18 protein-coding genes, 1 riboswitch and 1 other annotated feature are annotated in these 25018 nt (G+C 40.0%); of the genes, 1 reads left to right on the plus strand and 17 read right to left on the minus strand.

The annotated features are described in order from the left end of the window. Positions 1-82: 82 nt before the first annotated feature. From dnaJ to lepA, 7 genes are all read right to left on the minus strand, one after another. Positions 83-1204 (minus strand): molecular chaperone DnaJ, encoded by a 1122-nt coding sequence (dnaJ, locus tag PO903_RS20935; RefSeq protein WP_069329847.1) that lies wholly within the window; start codon positions 1202-1204, stop codon positions 83-85. 214 nt (positions 1205-1418) lie between these two features. Further along, positions 1419-3263, minus strand: a complete 1845-nt coding sequence (dnaK, locus tag PO903_RS20940) for a molecular chaperone DnaK (RefSeq protein WP_069329848.1) — start codon at positions 3261-3263, stop codon at positions 1419-1421. A 93-nt stretch (positions 3264-3356) separates the two neighbouring features. Next, a complete protein-coding gene (grpE, locus tag PO903_RS20945) occupies positions 3357-3962 on the minus strand; it encodes a nucleotide exchange factor GrpE (RefSeq protein ID WP_273594460.1) in 606 nt (201 codons plus the stop codon). Positions 3963-4023: 61 nt separating this feature from the next. Then, the gene (hrcA, locus tag PO903_RS20950; protein WP_069329850.1) at positions 4024-5055 is read right to left on the minus strand and encodes a heat-inducible transcriptional repressor HrcA; all 1032 of its coding nucleotides are present in this window, start codon (positions 5053-5055) and stop codon (positions 4024-4026) included. Between the two features lie 187 nt (positions 5056-5242). After that, positions 5243-5713, minus strand: coding sequence for an N-acetyltransferase (locus PO903_RS20955; RefSeq protein ID WP_069329851.1), 471 nt, complete (start codon positions 5711-5713; stop codon positions 5243-5245). 584 nt (positions 5714-6297) lie between these two features. Then, on the minus strand, positions 6298-7488 hold the full coding sequence (gene hemW, locus PO903_RS20960; protein WP_069329852.1) for a radical SAM family heme chaperone HemW: 1191 nt from the start codon (positions 7486-7488) through the stop codon (positions 6298-6300). 210 nt (positions 7489-7698) lie between these two features. After that, complete coding sequence (gene lepA, locus PO903_RS20965) at positions 7699-9513, minus strand: translation elongation factor 4 (protein WP_069329853.1); 1815 nt, start codon at positions 9511-9513, stop codon at positions 7699-7701. 221 nt (positions 9514-9734) lie between these two features. Between lepA and rpsT the strand changes: the two genes are divergently transcribed. Continuing rightward, positions 9735-10007 carry a 30S ribosomal protein S20 gene (gene rpsT, locus PO903_RS20970; protein ID WP_069329854.1) on the plus strand — a complete coding sequence of 91 codons (273 nt, stop codon included), beginning with the start codon at positions 9735-9737 and terminating at the stop codon, positions 10005-10007. Positions 10008-10274: 267 nt separating this feature from the next. On the opposite strand, the gene holA is transcribed toward rpsT, so the two are convergent. From holA to PO903_RS21020, 10 genes are all read right to left on the minus strand, one after another. Beyond that, complete coding sequence (gene holA, locus PO903_RS20975) at positions 10275-11294, minus strand: DNA polymerase III subunit delta (RefSeq protein WP_069329855.1); 1020 nt, start codon at positions 11292-11294, stop codon at positions 10275-10277. Between the two features lie 117 nt (positions 11295-11411). Further along, positions 11412-12818: a hypothetical protein gene (locus PO903_RS20980; RefSeq protein WP_273594461.1), complete on the minus strand. Its 1407-nt coding sequence runs from the start codon at positions 12816-12818 to the stop codon at positions 11412-11414. After that, complete coding sequence (locus PO903_RS20985; protein WP_069329857.1) at positions 12815-13363, minus strand: RNA polymerase sigma factor; 549 nt, start codon at positions 13361-13363, stop codon at positions 12815-12817. The genes PO903_RS20980 and PO903_RS20985 overlap by 4 nt, the downstream gene beginning before the upstream one ends. Before the next feature lie 293 nt (positions 13364-13656). Beyond that, a complete protein-coding gene (locus PO903_RS20990; RefSeq protein WP_273594462.1) occupies positions 13657-16323 on the minus strand; it encodes a DNA internalization-related competence protein ComEC/Rec2 in 2667 nt (888 codons plus the stop codon). Between the two features lie 197 nt (positions 16324-16520). Beyond that, positions 16521-17024, minus strand: a complete 504-nt coding sequence (locus tag PO903_RS20995; protein ID WP_273594463.1) for a deoxycytidylate deaminase — start codon at positions 17022-17024, stop codon at positions 16521-16523. A gap of 21 nt (positions 17025-17045) precedes the next feature. Then, positions 17046-17663, minus strand: a complete 618-nt coding sequence (locus tag PO903_RS21000; protein WP_273594464.1) for a ComEA family DNA-binding protein — start codon at positions 17661-17663, stop codon at positions 17046-17048. A gap of 135 nt (positions 17664-17798) precedes the next feature. Then, entirely contained in the window at positions 17799-20240 is a 2442-nt protein-coding gene (leuS, locus tag PO903_RS21005; protein WP_273594465.1) for a leucine--tRNA ligase, read from the minus strand. Between the two features lie 115 nt (positions 20241-20355). Continuing rightward, positions 20356-20637: a binding site (T-box leader), on the minus strand. A gap of 57 nt (positions 20638-20694) precedes the next feature. After that, positions 20695-21948 carry an MFS transporter gene (locus PO903_RS21010; RefSeq protein WP_273594696.1) on the minus strand — a complete coding sequence of 418 codons (1254 nt, stop codon included), beginning with the start codon at positions 21946-21948 and terminating at the stop codon, positions 20695-20697. 70 nt (positions 21949-22018) lie between these two features. Next, entirely contained in the window at positions 22019-23491 is a 1473-nt protein-coding gene (locus PO903_RS21015) for an FGGY-family carbohydrate kinase (protein ID WP_273594466.1), read from the minus strand. Next, positions 23463-24491 (minus strand): 2-hydroxyacid dehydrogenase, encoded by a 1029-nt coding sequence (locus PO903_RS21020; RefSeq protein ID WP_273594467.1) that lies wholly within the window; start codon positions 24489-24491, stop codon positions 23463-23465. Before PO903_RS21020 ends, PO903_RS21015 begins: the two co-directional genes overlap by 29 nt. Positions 24492-24736: 245 nt before the next feature. Next, positions 24737-24828, minus strand: a riboswitch (SAM riboswitch). Between the last annotated feature and the right edge of the window lie 190 nt (positions 24829-25018).

Below are 25018 nucleotides of genomic sequence, written 5' to 3' on the forward strand. Positions count from 1 at the left end.
ATTCTCTTTCATACCTTGTAAATGCCTGAATGAAAAGCCCGGCTCATAAAGAACCGGGCTTTCTATTTAGACATGTTAGCACTTAATCACCGCGGAAAGCACGTTTTACACGATCAAAGAAAGATTGCTCATTTTCATGAGTATGCTCACCATTAAGCGCTCCAAATTGACGAAGTAAATCTTTTTGCTCTTCGCTTAGATTGCTTGGTGTAACCACAACTACCTTGATATGTTGATCCCCTTGACCTACACCACGTAGACGAGGAACACCTTTTCCTTTAAGACGGAAATACGTTCCTGTTTGCGTACCCGCAGGGACTTTGATTTTCACTTTTTCATTCAATGTAGGAACTTCGATCTCATCACCCAAAGCAGCTTGAGCAAATGTAATCGGAATTTCACAGTAAATATCATCATCTTCACGTTCGAAGAAATCATGCGGTTTAACGCGGAATACGATATATAGATCACCTGGAGGACCTCCACGTGAACCACCTTCGCCTTCACCGTTAACTCGCATTTGTGCGCCATCATCTATACCCGCTGGAATGCGAACATTGATTTTGCGTTGTTTTTGTACACGACCTGTACCGCTACAAGTATTACATTTCTCTTCAATGATTGTACCTGTACCTCCACAGTTAGAACAACTGCGACGGTTGACCATACGACCGAATGGTGTATTTTGTACTACTTCTTCTTGACCACTACCATGACATACAGAACATGTTTTAGGCTGAGTCCCTTTTTTGGCACCTGTTCCATTACATGTATCACAATTTTCACTACGGTTAATTGTAATATCTGTTTCTTTACCGAATACAGCTTCTTTAAATTCAATGGTCATCGTATATTGTAGGTCATTACCACGTTGTGGAGCGTTCGGATCACGCTGTCTTCCACCGCCACCAAAGAACATATCGAAGATATCGCCGAATCCTCCGCCACCTGCTGAGAATCCGCCTCCGCCCATACCTTGGTTCGGATCGACATGACCAAATTGATCATATTGAGAACGTTTAGAAGAATCGCTTAATACATCATAAGCTTCTTTAACTTCTTTAAACTTCGTTTCTGCATCTGCTTCTTTGTTTACGTCTGGATGATATTTACGAGCTAGCCCACGATATGCTTTTTTAATTTCATCATCGGAAGCACTTTTGCCTATACCCAGTACTTCATAATAATCGCGCTTATCTGCCATCGTTCCACCTCGACTCCTTGTCATATAATCGTATCAATCTCACACAGTATTCAAGTGTATCCTTATAAACAAACGAAAGTCAAAGCACGGGATGCCCCGGCTTTGACCTTCCCACTTCATAAATGTTATTTATTCCGTGCTGTGGTATAGATATTTTGCTTTGCAAAAATCTTTCTCTTATTACACTTTGTTGCACTTATAATGCCAAGTGCTGTTATTCTTTGTCTTTTTTCTCGTCTTCGTCAACCACTTCGTACTCAGCGTCAACAACGTTATCTTTTTGAGTTGTTGTGCCTTCAGCACCTTCAGCTGCTTGACCTTCTTGTGCAGCTTGCTCATACAATTTAACAGCAAGAGCTTGAGCCACTTCGCTTAGCGCTTCTGTAGCAGATTTGATTGCTTCTACATCGTCGCCTTCCAAAGCAGTTTTCAATGTTTCTTTCGCTGCATTTGCTTTTTCAACTTCAGCTGCATCTGCTTTTTCGCCAAGATCTTTGATTGTTTTTTCAACAGAGTAGATCAATTGGTCACCACTGTTTTTAACTTCAACCAATTCTTTACGTTGACGATCTTCGTCAGCATGAAGTTCAGCGTCTTTCATCATGCGTTCAACTTCATCATCGCTCAAACCGCTAGAAGAAGTGATTGTGATTTTTTGGCTCTTACCTGTACCTTTATCTGTAGCAGATACGTTAACAATACCATTCGCATCGATATCGAAAGTAACTTCGATTTGCGGTACGCCACGAGGAGCAACAGGAATATCACCCAACATGAAACGACCCAATGTTTTGTTACCTGCTGCCATTTCGCGTTCACCTTGAAGGACATGGATTTCTACGCTTGTTTGGTTATCAGCATATGTGGAATATACTTGTGATTTACTTGTAGGGATCGTTGTATTACGCTCGATCATTTTAGTAAATACGCCACCTGCTGTCTCAATACCAAGAGACAATGGAGTTACATCCAACAAGACAACGTCTTTAACGTCACCAGTCAAGACACCTGCTTGTACAGCAGCACCCAATGCTACAACTTCATCCGGGTTAACACCTTTATGAGGATCTTTACCTGTTAATTTTTTGATTGCTTCTTGTACAGCTGGAATACGTGTAGATCCACCAACCAATACAATTTTATCGATTTCGCTAGCGCTTAGACCAGAGTCTTTGATCGCTTGACGAGTAGGTCCAAGTGTACGTTCAACCAATGGAGCAGCTAATTCTTCGAATTTAGCACGAGTTAAGTTTACTTCTAAATGCTGAGGTACGCCATCTACAACAGTGATAAACGGAAGAGAAATGGTTGTTGTTAATACACCAGACAATTCTTTTTTCGCTTTTTCAGCTGCATCTTTTAGACGTTGTACTGCTGCTTTATCTTTGCTCAAGTCCAAGCCTTGATCTTTTTTGAATTCACTTACCAAATAGTCGATAACCACTTGGTCAAAGTCATCACCACCAAGGTGATTGTCACCACTGGTTGCTTTTACTTCAAAGAATCCGTCGCCTAGTTCAAGGATCGATACGTCAAACGTACCGCCACCAAGGTCATAAACAAGGATCGTTTGATCTTCTGATTTCTCCAAACCGTAAGCTAAAGCTGCTGCTGTAGGCTCGTTGACAATACGAAGTACTTCAAGACCTGCAATTTTACCAGCATCTTTAGTAGCTTGACGTTGGCTATCGTTAAAGTAAGCAGGAACAGTGATAACGGCTTGAGTTACTGTTTGACCCAAGTATGCTTCTGCATCTGATTTTAATTTTTGCAAAATCATTGCTGAAATTTCTTGTGGGCTGTAGCTTTTCTCATCGATCGATTCTTTGTGATCTGTACCCATATGACGTTTGATAGAGCTGATAGTACGGTCAGGGTTAGTGATGGATTGACGTTTTGCTGTTTCACCAACAATACGCTCACCGTCTTTTTTGAAACCTACAACAGAAGGAGTTGTACGTGCACCCTCTGGATTTGGGATAACGACAGCTTCGCCGCCTTCCATTACTGCTACACATGAATTTGTTGTACCTAAGTCAATACCAATTACTTTACTCATCGTAAAACTTCCTCCTAGCATCTATTTAATATATTTTTAAAATGTTGGTAATTATTAATGTATAAAAAGGATATAGCTAATTAAAAGTTTGTATTAGCTACTTACTTTAACCATTGCCGGGCGAAGTACTTTATCTTTCAGTACATAACCTTTTTGTAATTCTTCAACAACGATACCTTCTTCATGCTCGTCAGACTCAACTTGCATTACGGCTTGGTGAAGTTCAGGGTTGAATGGTTGCCCTACAGCGTCCATTTGTGTCAAGCCTGCTCCTTTAAGCACTTCGTCTAATTGACGGAAGATCATATCAATACCTTTGTTAAATGATTCCAACTCAGGGCTTTCTGGCTTAGTTGCCATTGCGCGTCCAAAGTTATCAACAACCGGAATCAACTCGGTAATCAATTGCTCGGAAGCATATTTCGCCAAGTTTTCTTTTTCTTTCTGTGTACGACGACGGAAGTTATCAAAATCCGCTTGAGCACGTAGAACACGTTGTGTCTGCTCGTCTAGTTGCGCCTGTACACGTTCTAATTCAGCTTTGGATACCATTTCATCAGAACCCATATCGGCTGTTGTAGAACCTTCTGTTGCCTCAGGAGCAGGTACTTCGCTCTCTACCGCTTCAGTTTCTGTATGATTAACCGGGATTTCTTGCTCCGATTGATTATTTTCTTGAAAGGATTGCTCTTTATTCAAGATTGTTCACCTCCTTAAAATACTTAAATACAGATCATTATTTATATTGAAATAGTATCTACTAACGATACCAGTGATTCAAAATTTTAGTCATATCACGAGATAACACATTTAAAATACCGATTACTTTGGCATATTCCATTCGTGTAGGTCCCAGTATACCAATCGTTCCTAACGATTCGCCATTCACTTCATACGTAGCTGTAATCAGACTACAATTTTCAAACGCTTCATGTCGATTCTCTGTACCTATACGTACTTGAATACCATTTGGTGCCGAAGCTTCTGTAATTATTTTGGAAAGTGTCGGTGTTTCTTCTAACAAATCAAGAATACTTTTCACTTTATCCATATCTTTGAATTCCGGTTGGATCAGCATATTGGTTGCACCGCTCAAGAAAATCTTCTGTTCTTGATCTTGATCAAATGCAGCATTCAGTGTGCTCATTACTTCTTCATAATGATTCATATGGCGCTGCATCTCTTCACCAATTTCGGAAAAGATACGTGATTTTAATTTATAGAGAGGCACACCAATCAATTTGCTATTTAGTAAATTGACGACTTGTTCCAAATCGGAAACAGCTACACCTTCTGGAATACTGATTTTACGATTTTCAACTTGTCCGGTATTCGTAACTATAATCGCAAGTGCCGTCTGGTCATCCAGTGAGATTAACTGAAAATGACGTAATGATGTATTAAACACTTCAGGCCCTAATAGAATCGAAGTATAGTTTGTCATATGGGACAAAACCATCGCAGCATGTTGTATAACCTGCTCTGCTGCTGTTAATTTCTCTGTAAAAAATTGTTTGAGTTCTTTAACATCTGAAGCGCCTACCGGTTGAAAAGGAGTCAGATGATCCACATAATAACGATATCCTTTATGAGAAGGAATACGTCCAGCTGAAGTATGCGGCTGTTCTAGAAAACCTAACTCTTCTAGATCCGCCATTTCATTCCGAATCGTAGCCGGGCTGTATTGCACATCGCCACGCTTGGATATACTACGGGACCCGACAGGCTCTGCCGAACGAATATAATCATCCACTATCGCATTTAGAATCATCTTTTGACGCTCGGTTAACATGTAGTTCCCTCCTTCTAAACATATCCAGTTTGATATCAATCCAAGTTCATTCTGCTCTATCATCGTTAGCACTCAATCAACATGAGTGCTAACGACTAATACAAAAATACCAAACTGACTCGATTATTGTCAAGTTAATTTGGCTGATTTTTAATATATATTTGATGAATATGCTTACTTTTTTTGATTATACGGCAATAACTTTCAACACAGCAATTTCATCGCAACAATGTTGTTTGGGACAATGCACACAATCCGTCCATACCTTTTCAGGGAAAATGCTGGTATCTACGACTTCAAATCCATTCTTTTTGAAAAAAGAAACTTCATACGTTAATGCCATCACTTTAGGTAGTTTTCTAGCTGCTGCATGTTCAAGCAGAGTATCGACTAACTTTGAACCTATTCCTTGACCTTTATGTCCATCTGAAATACCCAACGAACGAATCTCAACCAAATCTTTGCCTAATTGACAAAGCGATCCACAACCGACTAATTCATTATCGATTTCAGCGACAACAAAATGTCTCAATTGACGTTGCAATGCCTCACGAGAACGGGGAAGCATAATCCCTTGCTCGGCATAACCTGCAATCATCTGATACAGTGGCTCTACATCTTCAAGTACTGCTGCTCTACAAGTAACTACGGCAGGCATATAGCTTTCCTCCTCATGAGGTAATGCGGATCAATCGGTATCATTTAGCGATTTTCTTATCATCCGTATAACCGTTCATTTTTTAGTTTAGATTTTCATTCATTTATTTTTAAAATAGCTTTGATTTGAAATAGAAATATTTATTTGAATTTGGTTTGTAAACTGTAGCTATTATGCTACAAATTTGAATCTTATAAGAGAATACGTATAAATATACATTAAGATGAATGATATTTCAATAGATTTTCAGAAGAAAAAGATATAAATATTATCGGACAAACACTCTATTTTTCTTTATAGCTGGATTCTTTATATTCTACTATTTCGAGATAATATTCATATTTTCTATATTAAAGCGTAGATATACAAGTATTTTCTGTATATCCTTGCTTATGCTTTTGCTATACTTGTACAACAGACTTCAAATGAATGTAATAGGTTATATACCATTTAACCAAATGAGTACTAATTATTCATGTCACTGCATAATTTTTATGTTATTTTCGATTTTATGATCTACTTTTATGTAAAATACAAACAAAAAACCTGAAGAATTTCTCTTCAGGTTCTTAATTTAATGAATATTATTTTGCAGTTTCTGCTTCTTGCACTAGACTGCCTACAAATTCACCGAACACATCATTACCAAACAGCAGACCTTTTTCGCTTAATTTATACCCTTCTGCTGTAGGTTCTATCAATGCTAGACGTAACAATTTCTCAATTTGTGGGCGGAAAATATCATCTAGCTGTGCTCCGTTAAATTGACGAACAAAGCGTTCTTTGGAGACACCTTGTAATAATCGCAGACCCACCATCATAAAGTCTTCCATCGCTTCTTCACGATCCACTTCAAAATGTTCTAATCGTGGTAAGCCTTTCATAGCCGCTTCATTGTAAGGATTTACGCCTTTAATATTCATATGACGTTTACCTCCTACATAACCATGTGCTCCTGCTCCAAGACCGTAATAATCTTCATTATGCCAGTACGTGGTATTATGCCGACTACTATAACCCGGTTTGGCAAAGTTACTGATTTCATACTGCTCGTAACCGGCTTTTTTCATCCGCTCCATCAGAAGCAAATACATATTCAACTCATCATCTTCATCAGGCAAAGGAAGTTGGTTTTTTTGGAACATGGTATGGAACAATGTGTTTTCTTCCACTTTTAAGCTATAAATTGAATAATGAGGCAAATCCAATTCTAGCGCACGATCAATACTGTACGACAGCATCTCAAGTGTCTGATTCGGCAAACCAAACATCAAATCAATCGATAGATTATTTAGCCCCACTTTACGTGCATTTTCCAGACTGCGATACACATCATCAATATTATGAATACGTCCGATACCTGTTAACAGCTCATTTTGAAAAGCCTGTACGCCAAAGCTTACTCGATTGACGCCGCCTGCTTTCATGATTGCCATTTTTTCCAAATCCGTTGTACCTGGATTGGCCTCCATCGTAAATTCTATATTTTCTGACCAATTTGGAAAATGCTTACGGATCGATTGTAAAAAGTATTCCATTTCATCGTTTTTGAGAACGGTTGGTGTTCCGCCGCCGACGAAAATCGTATCAATGACTCCGGGTGGAGTCTGTTGTACTGTATATTCCATCTCACGTTCTAACGCCCGTAAATAATCCATTACCGGCTGATCTTTAAGAACATAAGAATTAAAGTCGCAGTAAAAACACTTATTGGTGCAAAAAGGAATGTGCATATAGATCGCACGGGGCGCGTCGTTTTGTACATTACTATTCATGACTCTTTTCCTCCCCGTTTGTGGATAGTTGGTAGTGCCCAGCACTTATGGTGCCAATTGCTAGGACAAAAGGGAAAGCCTTGCGGCTCTCCCCGAATGATCCTAGTATTGCAGTTGTGATAAAAAAACTAAACGAACGTAAGATATTTTGCTTTGCAAAAATCACTTTTGATTCAAATAGAGAAAGTCACGCTTATATTGCCAAGCGCTTTAATCATCAATTTTCAGTACTGCCATAAATGCTTCTTGAGGCACTTCGACATTACCGACTTGTTTCATCCGTTTTTTACCTTCTTTTTGCTTGTCTAGCAATTTACGCTTACGTGAAATGTCACCGCCATAACATTTAGCCAATACGTTTTTACGCATCGCTTTAACGGTTTCGCGGGCAACAACTTTGGTTCCTACTGATGCTTGGATCGGAATCTCAAACATTTGGCGAGGAATCAATTCACGTAATTTTTCACAAATAATTCGTCCACGATGATAAGCACGCTCACGGTGAACGATAAAGGACAAGGCATCAACTTGCTCGCCGTTTAGCAAAATATCCATTTTTGCCAAGTTCGACTTACGATATCCAGACACTTCATAATCAAATGAAGCATATCCTTTAGTACTTGATTTCAATTGGTCAAAAAAGTCATATACGATCTCTGACAAAGGTACTTGGTACGTAATCGTTACACGTGTAGTATCCAAGTATTCCATGTTGATAAATTCGCCACGCTTGTTCTGACACAATTCCATGACTGTACCTACATAATCATTCGGCACAATAATAGATGCTTTCACATAAGGCTCTTCTACATATTCGATTTTACCCACTTCTGGATAGTTCGAAGGGTTATCAATCGTCATGACATCGCCATTGGTCAATGTTACTTTATAAATAACACTTGGGGCCGTTGTAATCAATGGAATATTGAACTCACGCTCAATACGCTCTTGAATAACATCCATATGCAGAAGTCCTAAGAATCCACAACGGAATCCAAAACCTAATGCACTTGAAGATTCAGGCTCAAAACTTAGCGATGCATCGTTCAATTGCAATTTCTCCAACGCTTCACGTAGATCGATATAATCGGATGATTCGATTGGATACAATCCGCAATATACCATCGGATTGATTTTACGGTAACCTGGTAAAGGTTCTAACGTAGGATTTTTAGCATCGGTTACCGTATCACCGACACTGGTATCGCCAACTGTTTTAATCCCGGCAACGATAAATCCTACATCTCCAACATTCAATTCATCGACTATCGCCATACGTGGCATAAATGCCCCTACTTCGATAACTTCGAATTCTTTTCCTGTTGCCATCATTTTAATTTTGGAACCTGATTTGATTTTGCCATTAATGACACGAATATAGACAATAACGCCTTTATACGGATCATAATGAGAATCGAAAATCAATGCTTTAAGCGGCTCATTCGGATCACCTGTAGGTGCAGGAACTTTTTGTACAATCTGCTCTAAGATGTCTTTAATCCCGATTCCTGCTTTGGCAGAAGCCAGTACAGCATCGCTTGTGTCCAGTCCAATAACATCTTCTACTTCTTTCTTCACCCGTTCAGGATCAGCACTAGGAAGATCGATTTTGTTGATGACTGGCAAAATTTCTAAATTGTTATCTAACGCTAAATACACGTTAGCTAACGTCTGAGCTTCGATACCTTGCGCCGCATCGACGACAAGCAAAGCGCCTTCACAGGCTGCCAGACTACGAGATACTTCATACGTGAAATCGACGTGTCCCGGTGTATCAATCAGATTCAGCAGATACTCCACACCATCATCTGCTTTGTACACAAGACGAACGGCTTGTAATTTGATCGTGATTCCACGTTCACGTTCCAAGTCCATTTGATCAAGTACTTGTGCTTGCATCTCACGCGAAGTGAGCGCGCCTGTATATTCCAAAATACGGTCAGCCAAAGTGGATTTACCGTGGTCTATATGCGCAATGATTGAGAAATTACGAATTTTTTGTTGTCTTACTGACATATCAGTCATGCCTTACCCCCAACACAAGCCTGAAATATACTGCTGATTATTGAAAAAAATCAACAATCCCATTAATCCATTTATTATAGCAGTTGAGCGATTTTACAGCAATCCCACATCTCAAATATCATTGACTATAGTCAATAATGGTATTGCATTTGATTAGGGTACATGATAGAATATTTAAAGTTGTGAAGAATACGTATATGCTCTACAGGAGGTGAATGTAATTGCCTAACATTAAATCCGCGGTGAAACGTGTAAAAACTAATGAAAAACGTCGTATGTTGAATGCTTCTCACAAGTCTGCTCTTCGTACAACAGTTAAAGCTGCTGATACTGCACTTGTGAATACTGATGTAGAAGCTGCAAAAGCTGCTGTAATGGCTGCTTCTAAGAAGCTTGATAAAGCTGCTACTAAAGGTCTTGTCCACAAAAATGCGGCTGCTCGCAAAAAATCTCGTTTGGCTAAAAAACTAAACGCGATTTCTAGCCAAGGCTAAATTTCGTGCAACAGATTGTTGAATGTATTCACAATCTGCATATAATAAACCCCTGCATCGGCCATTCCGAGCAGGGGTTTATTTTGTTAGTTTGCTAGGGTGAGCTTGGGATACTGATACTATCCATGCACATCTACTTTTTATATTTACCAAAATATGATTGTAACAAAAAAAGGCTGCACCACAGATAATATACATTCTGGGTAAGCCTTTTTTGTGTGAAATAAGATAAATTTATGATAAACAGTAGTGCCTACCTCAAAAGGATCAAGCTCCTAAACGCAACAAAAACATTTCTAACCCTAATACTTTGTCGATCGCGCCTGTTTTCATCTGATAATCCAATCTACCCAAATGTGCTAAAATCGAGCGTAATTTCTGACTATCAAATTTACGAGCTTGTTCACCGGCTAACTTAACGACATAAGGATGTAGGCTCAGTTGAGAAGCCATCTGTTGTTGCGAATAATTCTGCCCCGCTAGCTCTTTTACCTGCAACATAATCCGAAATTGACGAGCAATCAGAGCCGCAATCTTGATCGGTTCTTCACGCTGTTTCAGTAGATCATAAAAAATAGTCAATGCTTGTTCTAAACGAACAGCTGCAATCTGTTCTACTAAAGCAAACACATTTTGCTCTGTACTGCGCGCAACAAGGTGCTGTACATCTTCTACCGTGATGACACCGCCTTTGCCAGCGTGTAAGCATAACTTGTCCATCTCGGCAGCTAGAATACCCAAACCAGTACCCGCAGACTGTACAAGTGCTTCTGCGGCTGTTGTAGAACATTCACATTCTAACTTTTTGGCATGACGAATCAACCATTGTAACAATTCATCTGCACCCATTGGTTGAAAGGGCAATATACACGCTGATGATGATTTAAGTGCTTTGACAATTTTTTTGCGCTCATCTAACTTTTCGCCCTGTACCCAAAAAATAATAATGCTATATTCAGCGGGGTGTTCCATGTAGCGAAGTAAAGAATCGATGCGATGCTCGATTTTGGTGTCTTTGCCTGCTGTTAGTACAGAAGAATCTCTGACAATCATTACTTTACGAGGCACCATAAAGGGAATCTCTTCTGCTTCTTCGATAACGGTCTCTAGCGGTGTTTCTGCAAGATCATATTGAGCTAGAGCAAAGTCTTTATGCTCGGGTTCAATTAATTGCGAAGTCGCAAAATCAATAAACTCACGAATACGATATTTTTCGTTGCCATAACATACATAAATAGCGGCTGGATTATTATTTTTAATTTCTTTACTTGCTGTTTTTAAGTCCATCTTCCGTCCCCCCAAGTTCGTCCTTTTTATTTTAACGGAAAAAGGAGTATACGACAAAGAACTTTCCTAAATACTCGGAAAGTTCTTAATTTACACTTGTTATCATGTACATTAATGTTATTGAAGTCCAGCTGTAGAAAGTTTATACCATTTGGTTTTGCCTTCTTTAGCTACTTGATAATTAAATGCTTTGCCATCTTTAGTCCATTGACCATTTAACCAGGTACCATCAATTGTAGCAGTAGCCACAACTGTGCGACCATTAATATTGTTTTTGGATAGACTATCCAATCTCAACGTATTGGATGTGGTTAATACAACTGCAAATTGCGAAGTGGGAGATACCCATTCTTGCTCTTGCTGTATGGTATTGGTACTAAATGAACGAAGCTTACTATCGTCTTTAGGTTTAGCATCTGTTTCTGGTGCTATACTATACGTTTTTGGTGCAACATCACTATCGGATGTATCCGGTGTAGTACTAGAAGCATTATCTTTAGACGATGAACTATCTTTGGACGAACTATCATCTGCACTTGATTTGGGTGCTACTGTAGATGAAGATTCATCGTTATTTGCTGTACTTGGGGTAGTGCTGTCTGACGATTTGGAACTGTTCGAAGAACTACTATCTGTTGTTCCTGAATCGGTTCCTGTTGCAGATGATGATTCGCTTGTGCCACTACTATCGGTATTCGGCGCAATTTCTTGCTGTTTCATCAACTGATCTTGATTACTGCTTGGGTCACTGCTCGAACTCGGCGGACTTGCTTCTGGTCCAGTCTGGGAACTTGCTGGAGGATTGCCTCCCTTGTTGCCTGAAGAAGGAGTGCTTTCCTGGCTAGTGCCTGTACCTGTATCAGGAGTCGCTTTATCTGGCGGTGTCGCTTGTGAATCTAGTGTTCCACTGTCAGGCACCGTAGTTTCTGGTGATTGATCCGACTGTGGTTGTGTATTACTTTCAGGTGAAGTTGTTGATTCAGGCGTATTTGTTGCAGGTGCTTGTAAGGTAGCATCTTGTTCAGCATTGGATTTCGCTGCGCCTTTTTCTTGCTCTGCTGCTTGTTGTTCCATACTGATACTAGTTGGTGCTTGTCCTGCATCTGAAAGTGTTTTGGGTTCGTATGTTGCAATCGACACTCCAAGAATAACACCAGCAGCGACTAGCCCACCGATCGTACGTACAGGCAGACGATCTCTCCAAGAACTTCGCTGTCTACGACGTTCAGTGAATTCATCTTTACTTTCATGTTGCGGTTCCATAATGCCGATATCAGAAGCAATCTCAGCACGACGTTCGGCATCGATATCATCTAAAGTAGGCAATATAGAATCGACTAGACTAAACCGGGGCTTAACATCTGGTAATTTCTCAAGCTGTAAAGATAAAGCGCTCATTATTCGAAATGTATCCGCATCATCAGGATTATTATCGATATGGCGGAACAGGATATCAGCATCTTCCTCGCTTAGATCACCGTCCAAATAGCGGTTCATCCATTCTTCCGCTACTTCACGTTTCATCCAGTCACTCCTCCTTTCTCATAATCTGCAAGCAGACTCTGTAATTGTTGACGGGCACGAAACAAATACGATTTCACAGTATTCAATGGCAAATCAAGACAATCTGCTATTTCGTTATAGGATAAATCTTGAATATAACGGAGTACAATCACGGTTCGGTGATGCTCTGGTAGTTGATTAATCGCTTCGCGTACATCTTCTGATGTATAAGCACGCATAACATCATGCTCTACATTATCGCGACCTTCAAAAATCATTTCATGTTCATCGATCGAGACCGTTGGTTTGTTACGTCTAAATTTATCAATACATACATTTGTCACGATTCGTTGTACCCATGTTTTAAATTGTGCTTTTTCTTCATAGGAACCGATTTTGGTATAAATACGGATCAAAGCTTCCTGAGCCGCGTCTAGAGCATCTTGTTCATTATTTAAAATGTAATATGCCGTTTTGTAGACATGATGTTCTATCTCTCTTAATAGGGTGATTAGAGCATCCCGGTCTCCCGCTTGGGCGGCCTTGATGAGTCCCTGCTCCACCACGGAGGATCCCCCTCTCCTTACAACTATTCAGACGCAAAGAGTTGCCTAATAGTTGCAGTTATTTTCAAATTAATTTTAATTAATTGATTCATTTGAATAATTAGTGGTCTACGCGCTTTATCTTGTGAACTCTGGTGTTATAAAGATTTACCCTATGTAGGATTCATCCGAATCGAATGTCAAGATGTAAACGGTTCAAGACTGTATTTAGAATAACAGAAACACTTGTATTCGTCATCCCGACAGTTGGTATGGATTAGAATACACGTCTAAAGAAAGGCTGTAATGGAGGATTAAGGTAAAGGAAACATCACTCGCTCTAACATGTCTCCATCGGGTGTCACTTGAATCTGTATTTCTCCTTGCAGATCTGTACGAGCAACTTCCGAGTCTACTTGCTCTATCCGTTGCAATACTTCTTCTGTAGGATGACCGTATGTATTTGTAGCTCCTACAGAGATTACAGACAAATGAGGTTGCCAGTAGTGTAACCATTCACTAGAAGACGATGTTTTGCTACCATGATGACCGATTTTGAGCACATCAATAGGAAATGTCGATTCGGTTCGTGATGCTACAAACGCTGAGTTAGATTCAAACGTAGACGACTGCTGAAGATGATATAATATGCCTTGTTCTTCTGCTTGATCAGCGTCTCCTGTAAATACAAAGTTACGCTTATTCATGGTCAGCAAAAATACAACCGAATAATGATTTTGATTTTCTTCACGTGGTAATCCTTTGAGCTGATTATTCTTTCCTTGATGTAATGATTCAGGAGCTAAAAAGGTCAATGTAGTCTGATCGTCGATCTGTAATTCGCTACCCAGTGTAGGTGTAATTAAAGGAATCTGTTGATCTAATAGCGTCTTCATCAATGGATTCAAGCTATCTCCATCTGGCAATGTGCCATTAAAAATAAAATGATTAACCGGAATCTGCTTCACTACAGCAGGTAATCCTCCTGCATGGTCATGATCGCCATGTGTTAAAAGAACCGCATCTAATTGATGTATCCCTCGCTTTTTGAGCAATGGAACCAGTAGCTTATTACCAATCTCATACGGATTTTTGCGTTTTCTCCATTCTTGTCCCGGACGTTCAAATGTCATTGTACCGCCACCATCCACCAAGATCTGCTTTCCTTGTGGAGTCGTAATCAAAATACTATCGCCTTGCCCTACATCTAAATATTGAACGATTCCGTTACCTGAAGTGGTCGGCTGAATATAACCATAGATGATCAAAATAGTGACTAAACATCCACTGATCCAACAAGCGATATATCTTCGCTTGATCCATGGAGATTGATAAGATACGGCATGCCATTTAGAATGTATAGTCTTTAAAGGCTGTGTGATTGCAGATTGTAGATCCGTTGAATGATCCGAAGAATCAGCATGTGCTGACTGTTCTCGAAATTTCCACTGTATAATACTTTGATTACAGCGCAATCCTATATAAAGCAGTACGTAATATAATAAGATCCATAACATAGAAGGCGAATACCAGATCGTTAACATGCCGGGTATAACATCGATCCAATCTACCAGATGAAATGTCCATGTGTTGATCCATGAGACTCCATTTCCAAGACTATTCGCTATAGGCAACCATACATAACTAAGAGCAAGTACGATAGATCCGATCGGCAATACAATCAAGCTTACAATCGGAACCAAGATGAAGTTAGCCACCGAGGATAATATAGAAAACTGATTAAAATAATAAATGGTTAAAGGAAACGAGATCATCTGTGCCACCCATGTTACAGCTATCGCTCCTGCCCATTTGGACGGTATTTTTTGAAGTAAAGGTTGAACTAAAGGTACAAAAATAATTAATCCCGCTGTTACGATAAAAGATAATTGAAAGCTCACATTCAGCAAATAATAAGGTTCATAGATTAACATTCCTATACAAGCAGCACATAGTATATGCAGTCCATCTTTGAGGATGCCACGGCTAAGTGCATATAGACCAATCATGCCCATAATACCTGCACGGACAGCAGATGGAGAAGCTCCTGTTAATAAGACATAGATAGGAAGAAGCACAATCACAATCAAACAAGCCCGTTCTTTTGTCACTCTCATCTGGCGTAACAGCCATAATAAAATAGCTGTATAAATGGCTACGTGCAATCCAGATATCGCCAGAATATGCGTTAATCCTTGTCTGGAAAAAGAAGCAAATGTCTCAGGATCCAGATCACCCGAGTCTCCGATCAACAATCCTTTCATATATCCACGATCATGATCATCAAATAATGCATCAATGCGTGCTCCAAGATCCGCTCGAACCTGATCGTTATAACGTAGTAGTTCCCATTTCCACTGTGTTATTTTGGATAATGGCAATGTCGTCTTTTCCAGTGAATGGGCACCTTTTGCGCTAATGATCCAATGGACGTATTGTGTACGTAGATAATCTCTGTAGTTAAACGTATTAAAATTACGAGCTTCTCCGGGTACTTTCCATACACCTTGAATCTGTATCTGATCTCCTCGTTGCCACAAAGCCGCTGTTTGCAATTCGGACTCTTTTGCTAATTTGAGTTGAATTCTTACTTTTTCTGGTGTAGCCAGTGATTGATCTTTCTGAAAATGATATGTATTCATCAAAAAAGTAACTAGATCACCATCTATTTTGATAGGGCTAATAATGATACCACTACTTTGAACCGGTTGATCGATCATCTGTGACGCTTGAACTTGAAGGGTAGAAGGGATTCTGCTGATATTATTCACTTCATTCCAGTGCCAGTAAAGTAGCGCAATCAACATAACAGAACCTAGAATAATGATCGAACGTCGATTTTCCGGTAATAACAGATAATTTGAGCATAAAATCAGACTTAAACCTGCAAGTACCCACCCTATATATTCACTGGTTAGACAAGCGATCATACTGCCTCCAACCCATACTGCACATAATGCGACAAGTGGACGTGTTTGCAATCCTATTCTCTCCGTTCTTGATTTATTGTGTTCAAAAAAACTATTTTTCAAGACCATCTCGCCCTCTACGCACAAAAAAGAACCATTACCTGTATAAGTTCACACGCATCTTCAACAGATGTGGTGTACTTACAAGATAATGGTTCTTCCATATATCGTTCCCTAATTTGCGATGAGGGCAGATGAATCTTATGAAATTAGCTGATCACTGTGGTGTCAGGTGGTGGATTATAATGATCCAACTGACGGAAAATAATGCCTTTTTGCTTCATCATAGCTGTCACTTTACGTGTATCTTTAGGATAAGGACGATAATAGACGATCTCGATAATCCCACTATTGGCTAACATATTGGCACATGTCCAGCACGGTTCGTCTGTAACATACACTACTGAACCTTCACGGTCAGCACGATCGGTAAAAAGGAGTAAATTCTGTTCGGCATGAATGGTGCGAATACAACGTTGCTTTTTGACCATTGTTTCTACACCATCCACTTTGACCACTTCTACTTCTTCTGAGATCATACAACCATCTTCAGAACAATCGGGTACACCCATCGGTGCTCCATTATATGCAGTACCAAGTAACTTTTTCCCTTGTACTAAGACTGAACCGACATGACGACGCGGGCATCGTGAACGTGTCGAGACCATATGAGCAATATCCATAAAATACGTATCCCAATCTTTACGTACCAATCCTACTCCCCCTTATATCCCCTAAAGCTGTACATAAGGCAACATCTTCGCTAACATTTTGCTACCGATTCCTTTGACATTATCCAATTCATTGACACTGCCAAAAGCTCCATGTGTATTCCGATAATCGATAATCGCCTGTGCTTTCTTTTCCCCGATGCCAGGTAATTCAGTCAGTTCCGACAAACTGGCACGATTAATGCTAATCCGACCATCTTGCACACTAGCAGATGACTCAACCGTCGTTGATACAGGTTCAGTCTGCGGTGAGCTTGAACCTGTAGATGCTGCTGAGTTCATTGAAGTTGTGGTGGATCGTTTCTCACGGGTAGAAGCAGGTTCAGTTGTGATACTCTCAGCAGCTACCTCAACCGCACTCTCTTTAAGAGAAGCTGTTGCAGAAGTCGGTTCATCTCTAGAACGATCTCCTAAGTTGGTTGGTGTAGCTATTGATTCTTGTGAAGCAGAATCTTTCGTTTTGGGAGCAACTGTCTGATCTTCTGTAAGTGAAGCTTGTGCTTGTTCATTTAAAGCTGTCCATTTCGTTTCTTGATCACTGGATTGTAAAGTGCCGAACCCAATCAATCCTACACCAAGTACAGCGGACACTACCGCTGTCCATATGATATCCCGTCTCATAATTACACCTCTGCCGTCGGGACTCCAGTACATTACCGGAATCCCGGTAATAGACTCCCATCGCATAGGAGATTAAACGATTTTACTGTTAAATCAATTCATCCTATTGTAGTTAATCTATTCACTGGTTCGTGATTAGTTAGCTACAATATTTACTAATTTCCCGGGTACAGCAATGACTTTACGAACGGTTTTACCTTCGATGGCTTGTTGCACGGTTTCTAAAGACAATGCCGATTCTTCCATGGCTTTGGCATCCAAGTCTTTTGCAATTTTGTTACGTTGTACAATTTTGCCATTCACTTGAATCACAATTTCCACTTCAGATTCTGTTGTCCATTGCTCATCAAATGTAGGCCATTCCACATACGTAATACTGCCTTCATGACCCAAACGAGTCCACAATTCTTCAGCGATATGCGGAGCAAGTGGAGATAACAATTGTACAAACTTCTCCATCAAATCGCGTGGCAATACTTCGGTTTTGTAAGCATCATTGACAAAGATCATCAACTGACTAATCGCTGTATTGAAACGAAGTCCGTCTAAGTCTTCGGTTACTTTTTTGATCGTTTTGTGAGCGGTACGTTTGAAAGCTTCATCGCCTTCACTGTCAGTAATCTTCGGATTCAATTGTCCTTCATCATTGATAAATAGACGCCATACACGAGATAAGAAGCGGTACATGCCTTCTACACCATTTTCATTCCAAGGCTTCGTTGCTTCCAGTGGTCCCATAAACATTTCATATAGACGTAATGTATCTGCGCCATATTCATTGACGATATCATCTGGATTAATCACGTTACCACGAGATTTACTCATTTTCTCGTTATTATTACCTAAAATCATGCCCTGATTCACAAGTTTTTGGAAAGGCTCTTTCGTATCGACTACACCGATATCGTATAGTACTTTATGCCAGAAACGAGCGTACAATAAGTGAAGAACAGCGTGCTCTACACCTCCGATATATAGATCAACAGGTAACCATTCTTTTTGCTTCTCTGGTGAACACAAAGCATCATCATTGTGTGGATCGATATAACGCAAGTAATACCAGCAACTACCTGCCCACTGTGGCATTGTATTTGTTTCACGGCGTGCTTTCATTCCTGTTTCAGAATCAATCGTTTCTACCCAGTCCGTGATATTAGCGAGTGGTGATTCGCCTGTACCTGAAGGTTTGATTTGATCAATATCAGGAAGCAATAAAGGCAATTCAGATTCAGGAACAGTCTTCATCGTCCCATCTTCTAAATGCAAAATAGGAATAGGCTCTCCCCAGTACCGTTGACGGCTGAACAACCAATCACGTAGACGATAAGTGACTTTGCCTTGTCCTTTGCCACTTTCTTCAAGCCATGCAATCATTTTAGCAATCGCATCGGTTGTATTTAATCCATTTAAGAAATCAGAATTTACATGTTCGCCTTCGCCTGTGTACACTTCTTCTTGTACACTACCACCAGCTACCACTTCTTTAATTTCCAAATTGAATTTTTTCGCAAATTCCCAGTCACGAGCATCATGGGCAGGAACAGCCATAATAGCGCCTGTACCATAACCTGCAAGAACATAATCAGCGATCCAGATTGGTAATTTTTCTCCGCCTGCTGGATTAATCGCATAAGCACCTGTAAATACGCCTGTTTTATCTTTTGCCAAATCAGTACGCTCCAGATCACTCTTATGCGTTGCTTGGTCTTGGTAAGCTTTAACAGCCGCTTTTTGTTCAGGTGTTGTAATCAGGTCTACTAATTCGTGTTCAGGAGCTAATACGCAGTATGTTGCACCGAATAATGTATCTGCACGAGTTGTAAATACCGTTAGATTCTTATCTGTACCTTCGATATCAAAATGAACTTCTGCACCGACAGATTTGCCGATCCAGTTACGCTGCATATCTTTGATACTTTCTGTCCAATCCAATTCTTCCAAATCATCTAACAGACGCTCTGCGTATTCAGTGATGCGTAACACCCATTGACGCATCGGTTTGCGGACAACTGGATGTCCTCCACGTTCACTTTTGCCATCAATAACTTCTTCATTCGCAAGTACTGTTCCTAATGCTTCACACCAGTTCACAGCTACTTCGTCTACATAAGCGAGCCCTTTATTATACAGTTGGATAAAGATCCATTGTGTCCATTTGTAATACTGTGGATCGGTTGTACTGATCTCACGATCCCAATCATAAGAGAAACCTAGTGATTTAATTTGACGACGGAAATTATCAATATTTTTGAATGTAATATCACGAGGATGTTCACCTGTATCCATCGCGTATTGTTCTGCCGGTAGACCAAAAGCATCCCAGCCCATTGGGTGAAGAACATTAAAACCGCGCATCCGTTTGTAACGAGACACGATATCTGTTGCTGTGTACCCTTCAGGATGCCCTACATGTAGTCCTGCTCCAGATGGGTAAGGGAACATATCCAAAGCATAGAATTTCGGCTTACCTGGTTCTTCTTGTGTTTTAAATGTTTTGTGCTGATCCCAATATCCTTGCCACTTTGGTTCGATCTGCTGTGGATGATAACCGGGTTGAGCTGTTTTTGAATCTGTCATCAATGTGTCCTCCTTCGGTCTTAAAGACCGTTTGTGTCTGTGGTGTAGATTAATTTCGTTCTGTTTTACTGCGCATATGCGACAAAAAAACCTCTCATCCATAGCGCATAATATCGCTAGGGACGAGAGGTTGTGTCTCGCGGTACCACCCTAGTTAGTGAACAAGCATACTTTGCTATTCACTCACTTAGTTGCCTGATAACGGTAGGAAGCCGATGTCGTTCAGAACTATCATAACAACGCTGACTATGTATCGCTAACGATCACAGCGTGCCACATATTCTTGCAACATATCTCCAAGGTGAGTTCATACCAGTATCATATCGACTTGCACCACCCGTCGACTCTCTATCATTACATGCTTACTGATATTACTATTCCTTTTCACTGAGCATTGTATTATAAAATATAACAATAGTTCTATTTTAAAAAATTCACCTGTGAAAGTCAATGATTACGCAATATTCTCTTGCACTTTGCGTTTGCCTGCTAATTTGGCGGCATCTTCTTCGGGTGTTGTAATAAATTTGGTAATAATTGCGCTGATAAAATAAAGGATAGCAAATATCCATACGACCCCTTCTGCACCGATCGTACCAATAAAAGCAAAAGCGATTGCAGGCGCAATAAATGCAGATAACCCCGCACCTAGATTCACGATCGACATGGCAGGCCCTTTATTTCCACCTGCAACCGATGGAGCAAGTGCAGCGATTGGAACATAACCGGCTAACAATCCACCCCAGATAAATCCAACAATCGTTGTAATCCACAAATTACCGTTCGTCCATTCAGGAACATAGAATAGTAATAATGTGAAAATTCCACACCCCACTCCACCAAACCACATCACCGTCTGTCTCCAACCAAACTTATCACCGATAATCCCGAATAGTAGATTAAATACGATATTACCTAAGAAAATCGTTCCCCAAATATTGAGCCATGTACCGGTTTGTATACCGTACTGTGCCATATGTAATGGTAAAAATACAGGGAATCCGTAGGAACCTACACTATTGATAACCCGTATGATCCCACTCAATCCGACTTTGGGATGCGTTTTGACAATGGTTAAGCCTTTGCCGAGCTCACGTAATGTTTCACGGGCATTTCCTGCTTTTTTCGGTAAGCGATCACGATTGATTAACAAAGCAAAAATAGCTCCGATTCCTGCAAGTACTACAGCACTCCATAATGTCTGCATATACCCTAGATGTTTGATTGCATAACTGGAATAATAAGCTCCCAAAACAAACATACCTCCGGAATAAGCGACCCAGAACCAACCAATCGCAGTACTTAATTTATTTTCAGGACTACGATAAGTGACCCATGTTAAAAAGGAATACGCAAATAATGGATATCCGAATCCTTTGACAGCATACGTTAACAACATTATTGGATAGTTCAAATCAGTGATGCCAAAAGCGATAAAAGCAGACGTACCGATTACATAAGCGATAAATCCAATCAACATCGACTTCTTCGCTCCAAATGCTTCTAAAAATACGCCTGAGAACCATGAAGCTATTGCAAGAGTGACTCCGTATACAGTAAATAGTAGACTGGCTTGTTGTACACTAAGTCCTCGTTCAACCAAATAAGGACTTAACCAACCTGCTTCTAACCCATCTCCCATCATAAAAATCAATACTCCGAGATAGCCCCAGACTAGTGTTTTGGGGATACCGACTCGATCCAATATATTCATACTCCACACTCCTTTTCTTTTTTGACTATGGATATTGATGTGTACCATCAAAAGTAATTATTTTTTATCCAGAAGGGGTTGGTGCTGATTCTGCTAATTGTAATTGTGCAAAAAAGAGCTGTGCCGCATGCCATTGTTGATAATCTTTTTGCAATTGATCTGAAGATTGAGGATAAAAAGATTCTATCTGTTCTTCTTGCGTTGAATCTATACTCAAAGCTTCATTACAGATATAAGCGGCACCGACAATAGATGCATGTTCGAACCCAGCACGAATCCGAATTTCTTTGCCCAACAGATCTGCAATACTTTGGATCAGAGTACGGCTTTGTAATCCTCCGCCACATGCCCAGATATACGAACGATCTAGTGATATCACTTGTGCCAGTTGATCGAAGTTCACTTTGATTGAAAATGCAATCTCATGTAAGGCGGATCTGACAAAATGAGCACGACTTAATTGATCGGATAATGGAGCATCAAATACAAATCCTCCACGTACACGTGCATTTTTGGCAGAAGATAGATAAGAACCTAAGGCTGCAATACATTGACTTTCACCTAGCGCATCCATCTCTTGCTCCATCACGTCATATCCTTCATTAGGATAGAAAATAGATTGCAATTTCTGATAATTCAAGCCTGTAATGCCTGGATTAGTTTCGATCAAAAATTGATGAGGTGTCGTATACGCATTAATCCATGCTTGCGCTGAATCATCAGTAGTAAATGTACTTGTAATCTTAGCGATAGGTGTCGTAGTTCCCGATACGATAACAATATCTTCAGCCTCTGCGCCTGTACTATGAATAGCCAGTTGTGTATCTCCACCACCTACGATCACAGGTGTATCTATAGGTAGATTTAACTCTGCTGCTATAGGGGGTATGACTGTCCCAAGTACACTGCCTGAAGACACCAACTCTGGCAATACAGTAGGTGAGATTCCAAGTACACTACACATCTCGTCTGACCAATTTCCTTGCTCTACATCGTATAAAAGAGTCTCACATGCTTGAGAAGGTTCATAACTTAACGATCCACTGAGCGTATATGTCACCCAATCACTAATACTTGTCAAACGATGTAACCGTTGATACTGCTCTGAACGGCGTTCGCGTAACCCAACTAATTTCATCGCTGAAAATAAAGCAGATGGTGTTCTTCCTGTTCTATGATAAATAGACGATAGATCTGTATACTGTTCTTCCCACTCTCGTCCACGGTTATCAATATTCGGTAATCCTAAATACGATTCTCCTGCTTCGTCGATCAATACAATCCCTTGACGTTGACTAGTCGAAGTAATCGCTGTGATATGAATATCAGGTACTCTAGATAATGCTACCTTCGTCAACCCGGCAATCTGTTCCCACAATACTTCAGGTACAAAGTGACGTGCATCTGGATACTGTTCATCATTGTGATAGACAATATCAGCACGTTCAATCGATAATACGTTCCCATTGATATCAACAACGGCTACACGGGCATTACCTGTACCAATATCAAAGACTAGATAAGCTTGTTGTGTCATTGTTCATATCCTCCAAGATCGCTTTATTGTAGAGCACTTTCACATCGGTCTGATGATGTTCAAACCAATCAATTAACGCGGTATTCATAATCTCTACATGATGATCTTCTACTTCATAAGTAGCACCTGCTAGATGCGGAATGGCTAATACATTCGGCAATGAAATCAATTCATAATCTTTAGGAAGTGGTGGTTCTTGATCAAATACATCAATAATCGCTCCACGAATCTGATTCTGTTGTAACCGTTCAACCAGTGCATCATGATCTACCACAATCGAACGAGCCGTATTTACAAAAATAGCGTCGCTTTTCATCGATTGTAATAATGTCTTATCGATCAATCCTTTGGTATCTTCAGTGACTGGTAAATGAATTGATATGATATCGCTGGTTGCAAATAACTCCTCTAACGATACTTTCTGATCACGTGGATCCGGGCTTTTCACATAAGGATCGTAATAACGAATATCACAAGGAAAGCTACGTAGAATACCTGCGGTACGCTGAGCTACAGCTCCAAAACCGACCATACCTATGGTTTTCCCTGCTAGTTCATTACCTTTGAATTTGAGATAAGCGGTTAAACTGCCACTTTGCCATTGCTTGTCTTCCAACCATTGGCTGGATGGAATAATACGCCGTAGAAAAGTAATCAGACTGCCTACAACCATTTCTGCTACAGCCTGTGCATTACGTGCAGGCGTATAAAAGACTGGAATACGGCGATGGGTGGCAACAGGAACATCTACATTGGAAGGTGTTCCACGGCAGACACCAATAAATTGTAGATTGGGTACCGATTGAATAACTTTTTCAGTTACCAGATCAAGTTCTGCAATCAGTCCATCTGCTTGTGTTTCTTGTAATAAAGAAATTAATTCGTCTTCTTGATAGGCTTGTCCATGATCTTTCCAACAACGATAGATGACTTCTCTAAAAGTATCCGCGAGTTGCTGACGACCTTGTTCGTTATAAGGGGCAGTAATTAATATTTTCATTATTGAATCTCCTTTGGTACACTTAGGTGCAGTGTTATTTAAGTGAAGCTTTAAAGTAAGAAAGTATGAACTTATAGCATGTTCTCCTTTTGATCCAAATGGAAGGATCATATGAGATATAGATATGATGAGTAAAAGGATAAAATATAAAAAAACCTCTTTCCCAAATCAAGGAAAGAGGTTATCTAAATATTCACTATACTGTTGTATATCTACAAACAGCTAATGCAATAATTCATCCTGCTTTCCTATCTCCCAAGCGATTCAAGCTTGCTGGAATTGGCACGTTTTTGCCGAGGTTTCGTAGGGCCAGTCCCTCCACCTCTCTGGATAGAAAATCTAATGTATGCAGTTGTCGAAAAAACTTGCAAATCAGGATCAGACACGATAAGGTATAAAACATCTAATTTTGTCGAATTCGAAATAATTTTCTTAATTCTAATTAAACCTAGTAAAAAAGTCAACATTAAATCTAAAATTTGATTTATGATAAACACAACATGTACACATCGTATGTATAATTTAAA

The sequence above is a fragment of the Paenibacillus sp. PK4536 genome (assembly GCF_028594455.2).
GTDB classification, from domain to species: domain Bacteria; phylum Bacillota; class Bacilli; order Paenibacillales; family Paenibacillaceae; genus Saccharibacillus; species Saccharibacillus nuruki.

Excerpts from the sequence above, each read along its gene's own strand:
- leuS (WP_273594465.1), bottom strand. The coding sequence starts at position 20,240 with ATGACAGATTCAAAAACAGCTCAACCCGGTTATCATCCACAGCAGATC.
- PO903_RS21015 (WP_273594466.1), bottom strand. The coding sequence starts at position 23,491 with ATGACACAACAAGCTTATCTAGTCTTTGATATTGGTACAGGTAATGCC.
- dnaK (WP_069329848.1), bottom strand. The coding sequence starts at position 3,263 with ATGAGTAAAGTAATTGGTATTGACTTAGGTACAACAAATTCATGTGTA.
- holA (WP_069329855.1), bottom strand. The coding sequence starts at position 11,294 with ATGGACTTAAAAACAGCAAGTAAAGAAATTAAAAATAATAATCCAGCC.
- PO903_RS20955 (WP_069329851.1), bottom strand. The coding sequence starts at position 5,713 with ATGCCTGCCGTAGTTACTTGTAGAGCAGCAGTACTTGAAGATGTAGAG.
- hrcA (WP_069329850.1), bottom strand. The coding sequence starts at position 5,055 with ATGTTAACCGAGCGTCAAAAGATGATTCTAAATGCGATAGTGGATGAT.
- dnaJ (WP_069329847.1), bottom strand. The coding sequence starts at position 1,204 with ATGGCAGATAAGCGCGATTATTATGAAGTACTGGGTATAGGCAAAAGT.
- PO903_RS20980 (WP_273594461.1), bottom strand. The coding sequence starts at position 12,818 with ATGAAACGTGAAGTAGCGGAAGAATGGATGAACCGCTATTTGGACGGT.
- PO903_RS21000 (WP_273594464.1), bottom strand. The coding sequence starts at position 17,663 with ATGAGACGGGATATCATATGGACAGCGGTAGTGTCCGCTGTACTTGGT.
- PO903_RS21020 (WP_273594467.1), bottom strand. The coding sequence starts at position 24,491 with ATGAAAATATTAATTACTGCCCCTTATAACGAACAAGGTCGTCAGCAA.
- hemW (WP_069329852.1), bottom strand. The coding sequence starts at position 7,488 with ATGAATAGTAATGTACAAAACGACGCGCCCCGTGCGATCTATATGCAC.
- lepA (WP_069329853.1), bottom strand. The coding sequence starts at position 9,513 with ATGACTGATATGTCAGTAAGACAACAAAAAATTCGTAATTTCTCAATC.